Annotated in this window: 16 protein-coding genes; 12 read left to right on the top strand and 4 right to left on the bottom strand. The window is 42.3% G+C overall.

The features are described 5' to 3' along the window. Positions 1 to 96 precede the first annotated feature (96 nt). The 4 genes from NL111_RS08510 to NL111_RS08495 all read left to right on the top strand — a co-directional run bounded on the left by NL111_RS08510 (position 97) and on the right by NL111_RS08495 (position 3,347). Positions 97 to 624: a hypothetical protein gene (locus tag NL111_RS08510; protein WP_002829714.1), complete on the top strand. Its 528-nt coding sequence runs from the start codon at positions 97 to 99 to the stop codon at positions 622 to 624. Between the two features lie 300 nt (positions 625 to 924). Beyond that, a complete protein-coding gene (locus NL111_RS08505; protein ID WP_036685491.1) occupies positions 925 to 1,656 on the top strand; it encodes a hypothetical protein in 732 nt (243 codons plus the stop codon). 12 nt (positions 1,657 to 1,668) lie between these two features. After that, positions 1,669 to 2,481, top strand: a complete 813-nt coding sequence (locus NL111_RS08500; protein ID WP_285110152.1) for a hypothetical protein — start codon at positions 1,669 to 1,671, stop codon at positions 2,479 to 2,481. Positions 2,482 to 2,537: 56 nt separating this feature from the next. Next, entirely contained in the window at positions 2,538 to 3,347 is an 810-nt protein-coding gene (locus NL111_RS08495; RefSeq protein ID WP_058121117.1) for a hypothetical protein, read from the top strand. Positions 3,348 to 3,605: 258 nt separating this feature from the next. Here NL111_RS08495 and NL111_RS08490 read toward each other — a convergent pair whose 3' ends face one another. The 3 genes from NL111_RS08490 to NL111_RS08480 all read right to left on the bottom strand — a co-directional run bounded on the left by NL111_RS08490 (position 3,606) and on the right by NL111_RS08480 (position 7,437). Then, on the bottom strand, positions 3,606 to 4,574 hold the full coding sequence (locus NL111_RS08490; protein ID WP_195459469.1) for an ROK family protein: 969 nt from the start codon (positions 4,572 to 4,574) through the stop codon (positions 3,606 to 3,608). A gap of 699 nt (positions 4,575 to 5,273) precedes the next feature. Further along, positions 5,274 to 6,086, bottom strand: coding sequence for a sugar-phosphatase (gene yidA, locus NL111_RS08485; protein WP_053906234.1), 813 nt, complete (start codon positions 6,084 to 6,086; stop codon positions 5,274 to 5,276). Positions 6,087 to 6,096: 10 nt separating this feature from the next. Beyond that, positions 6,097 to 7,437, bottom strand: coding sequence for an HD domain-containing protein (locus NL111_RS08480; protein WP_008841769.1), 1,341 nt, complete (start codon positions 7,435 to 7,437; stop codon positions 6,097 to 6,099). A 158-nt stretch (positions 7,438 to 7,595) separates the two neighbouring features. Here NL111_RS08480 and NL111_RS08475 point away from each other — a divergent pair, with 158 nt between their 5' ends. The 6 genes from NL111_RS08475 to NL111_RS08450 all read left to right on the top strand — a co-directional run bounded on the left by NL111_RS08475 (position 7,596) and on the right by NL111_RS08450 (position 13,548). Next, entirely contained in the window at positions 7,596 to 8,033 is a 438-nt protein-coding gene (locus NL111_RS08475; protein ID WP_002829721.1) for a YwiB family protein, read from the top strand. A gap of 44 nt (positions 8,034 to 8,077) precedes the next feature. Then, the gene (gene rpoE, locus NL111_RS08470) at positions 8,078 to 8,617 is read left to right on the top strand and encodes a DNA-directed RNA polymerase subunit delta (RefSeq protein ID WP_002832419.1); all 540 of its coding nucleotides are present in this window, start codon (positions 8,078 to 8,080) and stop codon (positions 8,615 to 8,617) included. A 212-nt stretch (positions 8,618 to 8,829) separates the two neighbouring features. Next, complete coding sequence (gene pyrG / locus NL111_RS08465; RefSeq protein WP_002832418.1) at positions 8,830 to 10,434, top strand: CTP synthase; 1,605 nt, start codon at positions 8,830 to 8,832, stop codon at positions 10,432 to 10,434. 194 nt (positions 10,435 to 10,628) lie between these two features. Beyond that, the gene (murA, locus tag NL111_RS08460) at positions 10,629 to 11,900 is read left to right on the top strand and encodes a UDP-N-acetylglucosamine 1-carboxyvinyltransferase (RefSeq protein WP_005918974.1); all 1,272 of its coding nucleotides are present in this window, start codon (positions 10,629 to 10,631) and stop codon (positions 11,898 to 11,900) included. A gap of 27 nt (positions 11,901 to 11,927) precedes the next feature. Further along, the gene (gene rho / locus NL111_RS08455) at positions 11,928 to 13,202 is read left to right on the top strand and encodes a transcription termination factor Rho (protein ID WP_002829726.1); all 1,275 of its coding nucleotides are present in this window, start codon (positions 11,928 to 11,930) and stop codon (positions 13,200 to 13,202) included. Between the two features lie 100 nt (positions 13,203 to 13,302). Beyond that, on the top strand, positions 13,303 to 13,548 hold the full coding sequence (locus NL111_RS08450) for a type B 50S ribosomal protein L31 (protein WP_002829728.1): 246 nt from the start codon (positions 13,303 to 13,305) through the stop codon (positions 13,546 to 13,548). Between the two features lie 93 nt (positions 13,549 to 13,641). Here NL111_RS08450 and NL111_RS08445 read toward each other — a convergent pair whose 3' ends face one another. Next, positions 13,642 to 14,868, bottom strand: coding sequence for a multidrug efflux MFS transporter (locus NL111_RS08445; protein ID WP_004166170.1), 1,227 nt, complete (start codon positions 14,866 to 14,868; stop codon positions 13,642 to 13,644). Between the two features lie 81 nt (positions 14,869 to 14,949). Here NL111_RS08445 and NL111_RS08440 point away from each other — a divergent pair, with 81 nt between their 5' ends. Then, on the top strand, positions 14,950 to 15,639 hold the full coding sequence (locus tag NL111_RS08440) for a class A sortase (protein WP_002829731.1): 690 nt from the start codon (positions 14,950 to 14,952) through the stop codon (positions 15,637 to 15,639). A gap of 71 nt (positions 15,640 to 15,710) precedes the next feature. Next, on the top strand, positions 15,711 to 16,292 hold the full coding sequence (locus NL111_RS08435; protein WP_002832417.1) for a LemA family protein: 582 nt from the start codon (positions 15,711 to 15,713) through the stop codon (positions 16,290 to 16,292). Positions 16,293 to 16,294: the final 2 nt, after the last annotated feature.

Below are 16,294 nucleotides of genomic sequence, written 5' to 3'. Positions count from 1 at the left end.
TATTTTACATTCAGATTACAACGGTTGATTTTTTAAATGCGCGGAGTATAATTTCTTCTGTTCCAGTATTTATGGTTATTTTTTGGAGGAAGAAAAATGATTTTTAAATATGATGTTTTATCTAAAGTAATGCAAGAAGATAAAACGATTGAAATCAATAAAGACAGCTGCATCAAAAAAATCGCGGGATTAAACGGAGTGGAATACGACGTTCGGAGCAGCAACCGGCACGATTACTTCGTCTTTTTACCGCTAAATGATGATGAAGGCTTAGTTATCAGCACTGATAACCATACCGAGCTGGGATTTGAGCTGTTAAGAACTCCTAAGAAAGAATTTTTCTTGAGTATAAACACCAATATTAATCTAGTGGATTACTACGATGGTCCGGGAACCCAGACCGACTTTCCTGACGTGCTTGAACAAGAAGAGCTGGACCAAAACTATAATCATTGTTATGGTGCAAGTGATCAAGCGTTGAAGGAAACCAAATTGTATCAACAAGTGGATAATTGTGTAAGCAAATATTTACGGGTGGATGCAAAGTTAGAAGAGAAGTTGAACTTAGTAATTATGCGGCTTGCCTTTTTGGCACATAGTCAACGGCAACACGCGGTGGCTTAGTTAGCATAATGGTTGTACAAAATTTTAAATACCCCAAGTTTAATGATGGCAAAATTGCTGTTAGTGGACTTGGGGTATTTTTTTTAGTGGTCCAACGCTTTAGGTTCCCGGTTGTTCCAGTTAACTTAAAAGCGCAATTAGCGTCGTAATCAGGCGTAATGGGAAATTTAACCTTAAATTACGCGACTTTTATCCACTCTCAAGTAGACAGGCGTTGGAAATATGTTTATACTTGTTATAGTTAACGACGTCAAATTGATTTATATATAACCGACGTATAAAGTGAAGGAGCAATTGCTAATGAAAGTTGAACCAAACGTAGTCATTACCGAGTTTATCGTGAATATGGACAATATTTTTCATCTGTATGAAAATCAAAACGTTAATATTGCAGAAGAGGTTCAGGAACAAACTGCCTCTTTAGCGCGTTACGGAGTGCCATTTTACGTCCTCACTAATAGTTCCGAAGGTGGAGACGAAGATAATTTACATATCGTGAATATGAAACTTTTTGAACATTATCCAAACTTGACCCTCTACTTTTACCGCTTTTTAATGGCGTACGACTTTTTGCAAGCCCATCCAGAAATTGAAAAAGCAGTTTTAACAGATGCAAAAGACGTGGTTATGCTAAATTACCCCTTTGACGAAATCGAAGATGGTATTCTATACATTGGTGACGAATGGAAGCGGTTAGGCGATGTGGATATTGTAGCTAATAACGCTTCACCTCAGTATATGAAAGAATTTAGTGCTAAAAATGCCTTACGCACCCTTTTAAACATTGGAGTAATTGGGGGAACTCGCGAGGTATTAATTGAATACCTAGGAATTATGGTAAAACTAATTACTGACGAACAATTAAAAGTGCACCAAGGTGACGAACATGCTGGACTTGGGCCATTTGAAATGGAAATTGGCAATTACGTGGCGTATCGTTACTTTGCGGATCGCCTGGTTCATGGCCGGAAAGTTACTACCGTTTTCAAGGGATTTCAAGAACAGAGTAGTGCGTGGTTTAAGCATAAGTAAGGGGGGGTCACCTTGGATAAACATACATTAAAAAATCTTATTTGTGATAAATTATGGTATTGGAAAGTTTGGGATACGGTAAACGTAAACTACCATGAAAGGCCCGCAGAATTTTTTTTGGGATCTGGTGAAGACCAGGGCTTTAGCTTTGTTGCATTAGAGTTTACGAAAGACGGTAAAGTTGACTTTCCTACTAAGATAGGATTTGTACCTCCAGAATTTATTTATTGGAACTTTAATGAAGAACAACAACGAATTGAGTTCTTAAATGAGGATCGAAACCCCAAAGTATTCGCTGGCCTGCCTAAAATTGGGGTGTATGGAGCTAGGGTAATTGACTTTGCGGATGGCAACGGAATGTTGGTTAATTTCTTTGATTATGGCGTAGAGACAAACGTACCGGTTACGCAAAGAGGATTTTTTGTATCACGGGCACAATACGATATCGAGAAACAACGAGTACTGAGCCGGATGGGATACAATACGTATTGGCTGGATGATGCAGATACATTGATAGCATTTTTTAACCAAGCTTACGAAGATTTAATTAACCATCCCGAACTTGAAGAGGTGGTCATTTCCCGAAGTGGAGAGCTGGAAGTTGAATCCTCCCCGCAGGATGATCAACTATTACTTGCCAACTACGGAGAAGGCTTTTCGTTTGATTACTGCGTTGGCAGCCGTGAAATAGTCCTAGAGTTATTAATTAAGATTTTGTTCGCAAACAATTTGCGTCAATTAGATCCGGATGATCAGCGTTCGGAAATTGAAATGACAGAACAGATTGTCAACGAACAATTTAGTGAACGATGTGTATTTAAGTAGGAAGCCCTAGTGTTTTTAGCTTGTAGCGTTGAGTTAGGCACCAATGAGGAGGAAGCGTGTTGAAAATTGGTGAATTCAGAAAATTAATTTGTGACAAGATATGGTTTTGGCAGCTTGCAGATCGGGACGTCCCTTGGGATCGGGGGGTGCTCTATCTAGGTGGCAACGCAGACGATAAAGTTGGTTTTACAAGTTTTATCTTCAAAAAAGACGGTAGCATTATTGTGCCTACGAAAGTAGGTTTTATCCCTCCGGAAGGTCACTACTGGGGTTTTGACGAAGAAACCCAACAACTGCTTTTTTATGACCAAGATAGGAACCAAGTAAACTCGGCCACTTTAGTGGACCACGGAATGTACGGAGCTAACGAAATCGTACTTAGTGGCGGTGGCTCGGTGTTAATTAATTTTCCTAATTTTGATTTAGGAGAAGAGAGACCATTTTCTCACAACTTCTTTTTTGTACCAAGGTTTAGCTTTAAGATAAGTTTACAACGGACCTTAGCTCGAAAGGGATATGATACTTACCAAGCGGGAGAAGATGCTACCTTAATCCCCTACTTGAATGCGATTTACGAATGCTTAATTAAACATCCCGAGGCGCAAAACATAATTATTTCCCAAAATGGTGAGATAATAGACGACTTTTTCGGCGAAGCGGGTGCTTGCCTGCTAATAGCTAATAATAATGGAGTTCCTAGATTAAACTATTTGGCCGGTAGCCGAGATTTAATGCTAGAGCTGTTAATTGCTATTTTATCCGAAAATAATAAACGACAATTAAACCCTGAAGACCACCGCACTGAAGAAGAAATGATTGAACAGGTCATTACCGTTCGTTTTGCGGATCGGTATGAGCTTAAATAAAAATGAGCGTACAACCCCAAGTGGGGGAGTTTGTAAGTATTAACTGAAAAGAGACCATTATGCCTGAACTTGGCATAATGGTCTCTTTTTGGGGTTGAGTGGGATTAACGGAATTTTGGCGAATGTTTTGACTCTATTCAAGTTAACGCACCAAAATGTTTTTTCAAAAAGCTTCATCATTGAAAAGGATTTTTTAAGTTTTTTCTCAGTCTCGTTTTTAATGATTTCAAAGAAAATTTAAGGCACGCGTAATTACTATTAATCTGGCAATGACGGGTCTTGAGCTGCATATTCCTGTAACTTTTTAAAATCGAATTGGGATAGTGCAAAATAATAAGCACCGTAAAGGTCGGTATCCTGTTTAAAAACTGAAGTTTCAACATTTGGCATGTGCAGAGTCTCTTTTAAAAGTGAGAAACTGTCCCGAATTACCTGAAGCTGATGGTTGATTTCGGGAACCAAAATACTCTGGGTACTGATTCGTCCGCAAATTACGTATTTGTTCAAGTCCAACACCGCCTGAGTATTGGCAATCATGTAAGCAACGTTACGGCAATATTCATTAAAAAGTTCGCGAGCGTTGGCTTCACCATTTTCAATGGCTTTAAAGACCTTGGTATCGTCGTTAGGGTCGGAAAGCTGCAAAACGTTCCCGATTTTTTGCACCATTTTAGTGGCAGAACATGCGTTAAACATAATTTGGGATGGTGAAGGATTATCAGTTTGCGGATTAGCTAAAATCATCCCTAAAGCCCCAGCTTCTAGATGATTGCCGGTAAAAATCCGGTCGTTTAAAATAATCCCCGCGCCTACGCCATCATCGAGGATTAAGGCTGCACCGTTATGAATGTTACGTAAGTTTCCATTCCAGTGAGCGGCGGTCGCTGCACAGATTCCAACGCTTTGCATGGCAACGGGAAGGTCGTAACGCGCAGCGATAATTTTGCCCAAACTTAGTCCATGAAGAAGCGGTAGGGAGCCACCTTGGTAGATGATTCCATCCGCTTGATCCACTTGACCAGGAACGCTAATTCCAATCCCGTAGATATTTTTTTGGTTTTCTTCAACAATGTGATAAATGGCTTTTAAAAAATTATCAATGTTATCAGTAGGAGTAGGGACGCTTTTACGTACCTTCAATTCACCCTGGTCGCTAAAAAGTGCGTACCGAATTGCTGATTCATTAACGGCGATGCTTAATTGTTCCGTGTTATTCATCATAATCATTCCTTCGTGTACATTAATTATACATAGTTTGAGAACGATTTCAACGTCAGTAATCAAAAAACGGGGGGAGCCCCCCGCTAGCGAATGAAGATGTCGTTGATTTTAAAGTTATAGTTTCTTGCCCATTTTTATTAATAAATAAAGTAAATAAACGGTGAAAAAGGACAAGATTACGAAAGCAAGCAGGTTGAAAATGCTGTTTTGACCTAACGGAGTGAAGGCTTTAAGTGCCATTACGATTAGGTTAACAACTATATAGATGACTAAGATTTTTTTCAAAAATTGTGAGCCATGTCCCATTAAGCGAACCTCCTTCATGTACAATCGTTTTAAGTTTTTGCGAACGACCGGTGATAAAAGTTGATTATATAATAACGTAGTTGGGTAATTTCTGGGAGGAGGATATTGGACCGATTGACCAACCCGCAATTAATTCCCTAATTCCGTGGTTCTTTTGCAACGTAGCGGAAACGTGTTCCAGCCACCAATCTTCTCCGGTTAACCAAATTTTGGCCTCAATCGCAATCCGCGATTAAGGCCAAAATAAAGTTAATCCAGGTGCTTACCTGCAGCGTAGTCGAAACGCGCTCAGCCCCCAGCCCTCTGCGGCTAACCAAATTAGGGTACCAATCGCCCAACCCGCGATTAATTCCCTAATTCCGTTAGTCCTCAAGGGCTACCCGGGGGTGCGGAGCGCTCTTATTTATTAATCACAAACTTCCTAATCGCCTTTGCCACACCGCTTTCATTATTGTTAGCCGTGATGAACTGGGCATTTTTCTTTACCTCGTCAATTCCATTTTCCATCGCGACCCCTATTCCGGCCGTCTTAATCATTGACAAGTCGTTTCCTTGGTCACCGATTGCCATTACTTGGTCAAGGCTAAGGTGCAAACGTTCCGCCAACTCCTTAACCGCGTTGCCCTTGCTGACGTTTTTAGGCATTAATTCAATAAAGTAAGGTTCACTTTGGACTACGCTAAATTCGTCTTGGAAACGATTGAAGATTTGGTCACGGGCCTTACTTAAAACTTTCGGATCGTCGATAAACATTACCTTAGGCATTTCTAGGTCAGGGTTCATTTCTTCAACGCTCCGGTAACGTAAGCCCATTTCTACTAAGAAACTTTCTCCAACCGTGTACTGGCTAATATTTTTGTTGGCAGTGTAAATATGGTTCTTGCCATCCACATGGAAATGAACGCCCACTTGGCGACTGAAGGCTTCGGCATCCAGGTAGTCTTGGAAACTTAAGGTGTGTTTAATTAAAATTTCCCCGTTAATGGTCTGAGCAAGCCCGCCGTTATAAGTAATGGCGTATTCCCTTTCGTTTTGGAGCTCAAGTTGGGCTAAGTAGCGTTGAATCCCGGTGATGGGGCGTCCGGTACACAAAACAATGTTAACACCCATCTTAGAAGCTGCATTGATGGCAGCGATGTTTTCTTCGGTCAGTTGTTTATTATCGTTTAATAGGGTGCCATCTAAATCAATGGCCACTAATTTAATACTCATGATCATCCTCCTAATTGATGATGCCGTTTTTGATGTGTGATTGAAATGCTTCAAAGGTAGCTGAAAATAAGTTTTCAGTGTTGCTAGTGAGCATTTCCTTTGGAAAATAGAACCGTTCGTCGCTTGAAACTTTGCCCGAGATGGCCCGAACTAAATCGCTAGCCGTGGAAAGCTCCACTAGGGAACCGTCGGCCTGCATCAATTCAATTTGGGTTCGGGGCTTTTGCGACGTAGGGTCATAAGCGTCGTACGGCAGATCGTAGCTATCGTTTTCGGCAGTGTAGTACTCTGCGTCAAAACCTGCTGCGGCCACTAACTGTTTTAGTTCAGGTAAAAGCGCGCGGGTTTGGTTACTGATACGGGCCGATTTAAACGGGGTGCGGTTTAAAAAGCGGTTAGCTAAGTCGTTTAAAATGGGGTCTTCTGAATCTTCCCATTGCAAGAAGTAGGTGTTAAGTACCCCGTCGTCTAATTTCAAGTAGTCGCTTAAAGTAAATTGCTTGTTGAAAAAGGGCATTAAAAATTGTGGAGCCTGCTGCCACGGGGTTGCTGAATCTAAGTACAGCTGGTGTGCCCGGGCAAGCAAGTGACCGAGAATGACCTCCATGGACCGTGAAACGGAATGAAAGTAAACCTGGACGTACATTTGAAAACGGCTGACGATAAAGTCTTCAACCGCGTGAATTCCGCTAATTTGAAAGGCAATCCCTTTCGAGTAGGGACGCATCACCCGTAAAATACGGGTTAAATCAAAGGTACCGTAGTTTGTCCCGGTGTAATACGAATCCCGAAGCAAGTAGTCCATCCGATCGGCGTCAATTTGGCTAGAAATCAACTGCACCACTTGGGGATTCGGGTAATCGTGACTGATAACGGCAGCAACTTGGGTCGGAAAATCTGGACTGATTTGTCGTAAAACCTGGTTAACTTCCGTAGTCGGGTCCGTAATGATTTGGGTAGTAATTTGTTCGTGATTGGTGTGAAAAATGTGCTCAAACGTGTGTGAATAAGCACCGTGACCAATGTCGTGTAATAACGCTGCGCAAAGGGTTACCAAACGTTCCTCTTTACGCCATAATCCATCGTTAGGGTTTTTGGAAAGGTAATTCCGTTCAAAGTTTTCAACAATGCGCCGGGCCACTTCGTAACAACCCAAAGAATGTGAAAAACGGGTGTGTTCCGCGCCGTGAAAAACGAATGAAGTAGTTCCTAACTGATGAATGCGGCGAAGCCGTTGGAATTCTTTCGTGTTAATCAGATCCAAAATTACTTGGTCTTGGACATAAACGTAATCATGGATGGGATCACGAAAAACTTTTTCCATCGGCAGGCGCTGATTTTTAAGGGCCATGATGCCACCTTCCTGATTTTTATTAAATAAATCCTTTACTTAGAATTATACTAGTTTTCGCTAAAGCTTGTAAAAGTTGAACGGTAGAATAGTACAATTATATGTAAAATGAATTATAATTGGCATGGTAATAAAGTGAAAGGAAGAGGAGCATTCAAATGGCACTAGATAATGGAATTCCAATTGCGATCCATTTAGAGACGTTTATTGAACAAGAAGGTGAAAAAAACCACCTAGTTTTCGATGAACCAGGACAAGTATTTCAAATGGGCAATTCAATTTACTTACGGTACCAAGAAGTAGACGAAAAAAGCGGACAGAAAATTCCGGTTACCATGAAAATTGACGGCGAAGGAACGGTTTTACTAACGCGAGCTGCTGAAAATGAAATGCGGCTTCGGTTTGCAAGTGGGAAACGGATTGAAGCGCGTTACCGCACCCCATACGGACTGTTCCCAATTGAAACGGTCACCCCTTTGTTAGATGTGCAACTCCAAAACGAACCGTTGGCAGGACAAGTGAACATTGATTACCAACTTTTAGCGGGTAAACAGCTGATTGGTAACTATAAAATCCGATTGCAATTTACGGCCTGAGTGTAGTATCATTAAGGACAGACTGTGGAAAGGACGTGCACCAGTTGGAATTAGAAATTTTTAAGGGTCAAAACAAAGACGAACTCTCGATGATCGAAGTTGCTCACGCTATCTTAGCTAAGAATGGTGAACCGATGGCATTCGTTGATTTAGCTAATGCAGTTCAAAATTACTTGGAAAAGACGGACGAAGAGTTTCGGAATCGGTTATCGCAATTTTACACTGATTTAAATATTGACGGCAGTTTTATTTCCCTTGGTGAAAACACCTGGGGACTTCGGACATGGTACCCATTTGAATCAATTGATGAAGCCCTAATTCACACTGAAGAAGACGAAGACGAAGATCGTCCGGTACGTAAAAAACGTAAACGGGTCAACGCCTTTCTGGCTGACGCCGCCGATGATGACGACGTAATTGATTACGATGCAGATGACCCAGAAGACGAAGACGTTACCGCCGCTGATGACGCGGATGCCGATGATCCAACTTACGAGGATTTATCTAGCGATGATGATAACGACACGCTTCCTGACGGTATTGAAGGTCAATTAACAGAATTAAATGATGATGAAGAAGAGTAAATTATCAGCTTGACTTATGGTTGATTACTCGGTATTATATTTTTTGGGCTCCGGTAAACCTGATTGGGTTTAGCGGACAATGAACGGTTAATACCCCCTATTCATGGAATAGGGGGTATTTTTATTGTTGGGTGAGGGTTACCCGATGATAAAATCCGCTTTCAGGTTTCCAATAGTTAACCAGTTAGAAATGTTAGAAAAGGAGAGTTTTGATGACCAAATATATTTTCGTTACAGGTGGAGTGGTTTCATCTTTAGGAAAGGGGATTGTTGCAGCTTCTTTAGCACGGTTGTTGAAAAATCGCGGTTTGAAGGTGACAATTCAAAAGTTTGATCCGTACATTAACGTTGATCCAGGAACGATGAGTCCGTACCAACATGGGGAAGTTTTTGTTACCGATGATGGTACAGAAACGGACTTGGATTTAGGACATTATGAACGTTTTATTGATATTAACTTAAATAAGTATTCTAACGTTACCACTGGAAAAATTTATTCGGAAGTATTGCGTAAGGAGCGGCACGGAGATTATCTTGGCGCAACTGTCCAAGTAATTCCGCACATCACTGACGCAATCAAAGAAAAGATCATGCGTGCTGGAACCGTTACGGATTCAGATATCGTCATTACCGAAATCGGTGGAACGGTTGGGGATATTGAATCCTTGCCATTCTTAGAAGCAATTCGGCAAATGCGGAGCCAAGCGGGTGCCCAAAACGTATTTTATATCCACACTACGTTGGTACCTTACCTTAAGGCGGCTGGTGAAATGAAGACTAAGCCAACCCAACATAGTGTTAAGGAATTACGTGGTTTAGGAATTCAGCCAAACATGCTGGTAGTCCGTACTGAAGAAGATATTACGGACAGCATGCGTTCGAAGATCGCTGCTTTCTGTGATGTTGAACCGGAAGCGGTAATTGAATCTAAAGACGTGGCAAGTTTGTATGAAATTCCGTTAAATCTAAAACGCCAAAAAATGGATGAAATTGTCGTTAAGCACTTTGGCTTAGACGTTCCAGAAGCGGACATGGCTAAGTGGGCGGACCTCGTTGACCACGTAAACAACCGCCTTGACCACACGATTAACATTGCGTTGGTTGGTAAGTACGTTGCTTTGCAAGATGCCTACATTTCAGTTAACGAAGCCTTGAAACACGCGGGCTACGTTGTGAATGCGGACATTAAGATCACGAAGTTTGATTCAGAAAAAATTACTAAGGAAAACGTTGCTGAATTAATGGCTGGTCAAGACGGAATCATCGTGCCAGGTGGCTTCGGAGACCGGGGAATTGAAGGAATGATCGACGCAATTCAATACGCTCGGGAAAACGACGTGCCGTTCTTAGGAATCTGCCTGGGAATGCAAATGGCCAGCGTGGAATTCGCGCGTAACGTGTTGGGTTACCAAGATGCCAACTCTGCAGAAATGAATCCTAATACGCCGCACAACATCATTGACTTGATGGCGGACCAAGAGGATGTCGAAGACCTTGGGGGAACTCAACGATTAGGTTTGTACCCATGCAAATTGAAGGAAGGTACCGTTGCAGCTCGGGCGTACGATAATCAAGAATTGATTCAAGAACGCCACCGTCACCGTTTTGAATTTAACAACCAATACCGTGCTGAAATGGAAGCTAAGGGATTGGTATTCTCAGGTACTTCACCAGATAACCACCTTGTAGAAGTAATTGAAATTCCGGACAAGCGCTTCTTCGTTGCTTCACAGTACCATCCCGAATTCCTTTCACGGCCACAACGTCCGGAAGGATTATTCAAGGCATTTATTGCGGCCGCTAACCAAAGTAAATAATTAGTTTACTAACTACTACTTCAACGAGGTCGGACTAGTTTTCCGGCCTCGTTTTTACATACGGATGTTTGAGTTTTTTTAATAGGTGAAGGCTTGTGGTTGTATTTTTGCAACAAATTATTTATGATTGAAGTTGACTGTAAAATACATTCCTTAGTTTTAAGTACTTTAAGTTCATTATGTGAGGAAAAACCATGAAAAAAATGATAATCAAGGGTGGACAGCGACTGACTGGAGAAGTGTCCATTGGCGGAGCAAAAAATAGTACGGTTGCTCTAATACCGGCGGCCATTTTAGCGGACACCCCAGTGCGGTTTGATTCGGTACCCGATATACTTGACGTCCATAACTTAATGATTATTCTTGAATCAATGAATGTTCATTCAACCTTTAAAGATGGCGTGATGGAAATCGACCCGACGGAAATTGTCGAAAACCCACTACCAAGTAAAGCAATTAAGAGTTTACGAGCTTCATACTACTTTATGGGCTCGCTTTTAGGACGCTTCAAGCGTTCCACCGTTACTTTCCCCGGTGGTGATAATATTGGTCCGCGACCAATTGATCAGCACATTAAGGGGTTCAAGGCTCTGGGAGCTAACGTTACTGAAGATGAGGACACGGTTTACATTTCTGCTTACGAGCGGGGATTGCACGGGGCCCACATCTTTTTAGACGTGGTTTCTGTTGGAGCCACCATTAACGTAATTTTAGCAGCGGTAAAAGCTCAAGGAGTTACCACCATTGAAAATGCCGCTCGGGAACCTGAAATTATTGACCTAGCCATGTTCTTAAACAACATGGGGGCTAAGATTCGAGGAGCCGGGACGGACGTGATCCGGATCGAAGGGGTCGACAAGCTTGTTTCCACGGCGACCCACACCATTATTCCAGATCGGATTGAAGCGGGTACATACCTATCCTTAGCAGCTGCCGTGGGTGATGGGATTTTAGTTAATAACATCATTCCCGAACATCTCGAATCGTTCACTTCCAAGATGATTGAATTGGGAGTTGATTTAAAAATTGACGGAGACAAGATCTACGTACCAAAGGTGGAAAAGATGCGGGGGATTGAGGTCAATACTAATCCATTCCCTGGGTTTGCAACCGATTTGCAACAGCCACTAACCGCCTCGCTGCTAAAGGCTCAAGGGCGCAGTGTGGTTAACGACCACATTTATCCAGAACGGGTAAAACACGTTTCGGAATTGCAAAAGATGGGAGCCAACATCCAGCACGCCGACGGAGTAATTTACGTCGACTACACCGACCAATTGTATGGTGCAAACGTGGAAGCGGGCGAAATCCGGGCCGGGGCCTGTTTGATGATTGCTGCTTTCATGGCGGACGGTACCACCACGATCACCAAAGCAGATAATATCTTACGGGGTTACGATAGTTTAGTGAAGAAATTGACTAAACTAGGTGCGGACGTGGAAATTACTGCGGATCAATCGCTTTAGAATTAACAATTAGGAGAGTTAATATTCATGGATAAATTTTTAACGATGAATGATTTACAAGAAATGACTCTCAAAGAAATTTACAACCTTGCGCGTGAATACAAGATTTCATACTACAGCCAGATGAACAAGAAGGAATTGTCACTGGCTGTTTTGCGTGCTCAGGCAAAAAAGCAGTCATTTGTTGAAATGGAAGGAGTCCTCGACATAATCGGCAACGAAGGCTACGGTTTTCTGCGTCCGATTAATTACGGCTCTTCCCAAGAAGATATTTATATTTCAGCTTCCCAAATCACCCGGTTTGGTTTGCGAAACGGAGATTTAGTGGGCGGCGAAGCGCGGCATCCGCGGCCAGGCGAACGTTATTACGGACTGATGCGGGTAACTTCGGTGAATAATAAGGATCCCGAGGAAGCTAAACAACGGCCGCATTTCCCAGCGTTAACGCCAATTTACCCAAACCAACAACTGACGTTAGCGACTACGCCAGACGTGTTATCAACACGGTTGGTGGACTTGTTTGCGCCGATTGGATTTGGTCAACGGGGATTAGTAGTCGCACCGCCTAAAGCTGGAAAAACGACGTTGTTGAAGGCCATTGCCAACGGAATTAGTAAGAACCATCCTAACGCGAAGTTAATCGTTCTGCTGATTGATGAGCGACCCGAAGAAGTGACTGACTTGGAACGCTCGATTGATGGTGAAGTAGTCTATTCAACTTTTGACCAAGAACCCCGGAACCATACGCGGGTTTCTGAACTGGTTTTACAACGGGCGATGCGCCTCGTTGAAGACAAACAAGACGTGGTCATTTTACTAGATTCAATTACTCGTTTAACCCGGGCGTATAATTTAGTTACGGCGCCGAGCGGACGCACCCTTTCCGGTGGGGTCGATCCGGCTTCATTTTATAAGCCAAAGAAATTCTTTGGAGCGGCACGCAATATTGAAGAAGGGGGTTCGTTAACCATCATTGGTACCGCCCTGGTCGATACTGGTAGTCGCATGGACGATGTAATTTACGAGGAATTCAAGGGGACTGGAAATTCGGAATTGGTATTATCCCGCAACTTAGCAGAACGGCGGGTTTTCCCAGCATTAGATATTCGGCAATCCGGCACCCGTAAAGAAGAGTTGATGATTTCACGGGATGTTTTAGAACAGCTGTGGAACATCCGGCGGTCCATGCGTGGCGACGCGTTAGAATACACCGAACAAATTCTACAATTAATGAAAAATACTAAGAATAACGATGAGTTTATCGCTAATCTGAAGAACCTTAATTTCGGCAAAAAGTCCTAAATGAGGTTGTTTGAAATAATAATTTATGCTATGATTGTGGTCGTTGGTTTTATAATAACTATGATTCAGCAAATGATTCATGGCAAAGGAGCGTAATATCATGAAAAAAGGAATTCATCCAGATTACCATCCAGTTGTATTCCAAGATTCAGCAACTGGGTTCAAATTTTTATCAGGTTCAACTGCATCATCTTCTGAAACAATCAAGTGGGAAGATGGTAACGAATACCCATTAATCCGGGTTGAAATTACTTCAGATTCTCACCCATTCTACACTGGCCGTCAAAAGTTCCAACAAGCCGACGGTACGGTTGCGAAGTTCAACAAGAAATACGGTTTGGCTTAATATTAAGTCAAATGGTAATCAAAAAAGAGCTAATCCAGCATGGATTAGCTCTTTTTATTTTGTCATGGTAAAGTCTTTAAAGTCTTGGAACGGTTAAGCAACGGACCGGCCGTTTAACCAACGGAAGAGGAGGAAGTTGATTAATACCAATATGGAAGTGGCAATGAAAACCGCGTTGTAATCAAACAGTCCCGAAACTGCCGAACCTAATAACGGACCAATCATATTGCCTAACGCCTGAAAAGATTGGTTCCAACTGAAAATTCGTCCGGTGACTTCCGGAGGGGTTCGCTTAGATAAAATACTTTGCACCGCTGGTAACATGGCACCATCCGAGATGCCGATAAAGAAACGGAAAACGCCTAACCAGAATACTGAAGGCACGAACGCCATCGGTACGTAAAGGACCATTGCAAATAGGAAGGCGACCGATAAAATTTTCTCGGTTCCAATGCGATCGCCGAGTTCACCCAGCCGGGGAGCGGCAAGCATATTGGCAATCCCGGGGATGGCGGCGATTAAACCGGCAACCATGGTAACTCCGGCACCGTTATGCATCAGCTCCTTAACGTACAAACTAATAATTGGGGCGATGGAATTATTCGAAGCTTGAATAATCATGGTGGTGATAAACATCCCAAAGACTGCTTGCGGCCGGTTCAACTTATGTACCACGTCTTTAGCAGTTAACGAACCTTCCGTGCTTTCGATTGGAACAAAGTGTTCGTGAACTAAGAATAAACTAAGGAAGAACACGATTAATAATAGTGCTCCAGTGATGAAAAAGGTGATACGATAAGAGAAGATGGAAGCTAGGGCTCCACCGACGAGGGGACCTAAAAGGGAGCCGGATACGGGACCGGTTGATAGGAAACCGAGGGCGTACCCGCTTTTTTCTTTCGGAGTTTCCGTAGCAATTAAGGCGTTTGCGTTACTAATGTAACCAGCAAAGACCCCTTGTAACAAACGGAGGCCGATTAGTTGGTAGACATTTTGGACTAATCCCATCGCGCCTAAAACAAACGCCATTCCGAGGGAAGCTCGTAAGATCATCAGCTTACGCCCTCGTTTATCAGCAATCTTTCCCCAGATTGGTGAAATGATGGCTAGCACTAAAAAGGTTGAGGAATAAGTTAGTCCACTGTATAGTGATAATTGAGATTTCGAGAAATTGCCGAGTGTATTGACATAAAGGGACAAAAAAGGCATAATCTCACTAAATGCGATACCGGCAATAAACGTTCCGAACCATAGTACAAAGAGGTTTTGCTGCCATGGTTCGCGTTTTTTTCTAGCTCGTCCTTCTCGATGAGAAAACATCTAAAAGCCTTCTTTCTAAAATAAAGGTATACCTATATACAATACCACAAAAATAAAATATATATATTGGAGATCTAAAAGATGAATAGTAAGTTAAAAAAATGGCTTAGTTCAATTGCGTTAACGTTAGTGGTTATTTTTAGTTTAGCATTAATTTTCAATCGACAGATCAAAACGTGGATGGTATCGCAGTACAATCCCACCGTTAGTGAACAGGTGGTCACTAAAAATGAAAAGAAGAAGGCTGATTTTAATTTTTCAAAGGTCAAGTCACTAGACTGGAAGACGGTGGTTAAAGCCCGGGCGTCGGAAAAGCGGATTAAGGTAATTGGTGAGATTGCCTACCCGGAAGTGGGGATTCATTTACCAATTGGTAAAGGAGTCGACAATTTGACGTTAGCGTTAGCAGCCGGAACGCTTAAGGAAAATGAAAAGATGGGCAAGGGTAACTACGCCCTGGCTGGTCACCACATGATCGACAAGAAGGTTCTCTTTGGACCGTTATATTGGAAGGCCAAGGTGGGACAAAAAGTATATTTGACGGATGAAAAGAATATTTACGAATATCAAGTAACAACCCGGAAGTTTATTAAAGCAACGGATGTACAGGTGATTGACGACGTTAAGGACCAAAAGTTACTTACGTTAGTTACTTGTGATGCAACCGGAGCGGGACGACTAATGATTCGGGGAAAGTTAGTTAAAGAAATGAAACACCAAGAAGCTCCGGCTAGTGTCCAAAAACTGTTTTCGCGACAGTTTAACCGCTAATTTAGTGGCTTTTTGGCGGCAGTCTGCTACTATTAAGGTAATCAGGTAACTTTGAAAGGAATGGATAAATAATGAGTGGAATGGTCATAGGGATTATCATTGTTGCAATCTTGGTTGTGGCAATTGTGTTGATGTATAACGGTTTAGTAAAGGCGCGGACTTACACGCAAGAATCTTGGAGTCAAATTAACGTTCAGCTAAAACGGCGGAACGACTTAATTCCTAATTTAGTAAATACGGTTAAAGGATACGCAACCCACGAAAAGGAAACCTTAAGTAAGGTAGTGGAATTACGTAACCAGTTGGTTGACCAAACGAAGGTGGCGGAACCGTCAACTGCCCAACGGCAAGCGGCAATGCAAACTTCTAACCAGTTGAGTGATACTTTAAAAAGTATTTTTGCGCTTTCAGAAAATTATCCAGATTTGAAAGCTAACCAGGAATTTAACAAGTTAATGGAAGAATTGACCAATACCGAAAATAAGATTGCGTATTCACGGCAATTGTATAATTCAAGCGTAGCTAGTTATAACATTAAGCTACAGTCTTTCCCGAGCAATTTAGTAGCGGGAATCGGGGGCTTTAAAGCGGTGGACTACCTCCAAGTTCCAGAAGAAGAAACCGCTGCTCCTAAAGTTTCTTTCGATAAATAAGG

The organism is Pediococcus sp. AC40, assembly GCF_030252485.1.
Taxonomy (GTDB): domain Bacteria; phylum Bacillota; class Bacilli; order Lactobacillales; family Lactobacillaceae; genus Pediococcus; species Pediococcus acidilactici.
This window is presented reverse-complemented; position numbering and strand designations above follow the sequence as displayed.

Coding starts and splice junctions, on each gene's coding strand:
- yidA (WP_053906234.1), bottom strand. CDS start 6,086: ATGAGTATTAAATTAGTGGCCATTGATTTAGATGGCACCCTATTAAAC.
- NL111_RS08445 (WP_004166170.1), bottom strand. CDS start 14,868: ATGTTTTCTCATCGAGAAGGACGAGCTAGAAAAAAACGCGAACCATGG.
- NL111_RS08490 (WP_195459469.1), bottom strand. CDS start 4,574: ATGATTATGATGAATAACACGGAACAATTAAGCATCGCCGTTAATGAA.
- rho (WP_002829726.1), top strand. CDS start 11,928: ATGGATAAATTTTTAACGATGAATGATTTACAAGAAATGACTCTCAAA.
- murA (WP_005918974.1), top strand. CDS start 10,629: ATGAAAAAAATGATAATCAAGGGTGGACAGCGACTGACTGGAGAAGTG.
- pyrG (WP_002832418.1), top strand. CDS start 8,830: ATGACCAAATATATTTTCGTTACAGGTGGAGTGGTTTCATCTTTAGGA.
- NL111_RS08475 (WP_002829721.1), top strand. CDS start 7,596: ATGGCACTAGATAATGGAATTCCAATTGCGATCCATTTAGAGACGTTT.
- NL111_RS08505 (WP_036685491.1), top strand. CDS start 925: ATGAAAGTTGAACCAAACGTAGTCATTACCGAGTTTATCGTGAATATG.
- NL111_RS08435 (WP_002832417.1), top strand. CDS start 15,711: ATGAGTGGAATGGTCATAGGGATTATCATTGTTGCAATCTTGGTTGTG.
- NL111_RS08480 (WP_008841769.1), bottom strand. CDS start 7,437: ATGGCCCTTAAAAATCAGCGCCTGCCGATGGAAAAAGTTTTTCGTGAT.
- NL111_RS08510 (WP_002829714.1), top strand. CDS start 97: ATGATTTTTAAATATGATGTTTTATCTAAAGTAATGCAAGAAGATAAA.
- NL111_RS08450 (WP_002829728.1), top strand. CDS start 13,303: ATGAAAAAAGGAATTCATCCAGATTACCATCCAGTTGTATTCCAAGAT.
- NL111_RS08440 (WP_002829731.1), top strand. CDS start 14,950: ATGAATAGTAAGTTAAAAAAATGGCTTAGTTCAATTGCGTTAACGTTA.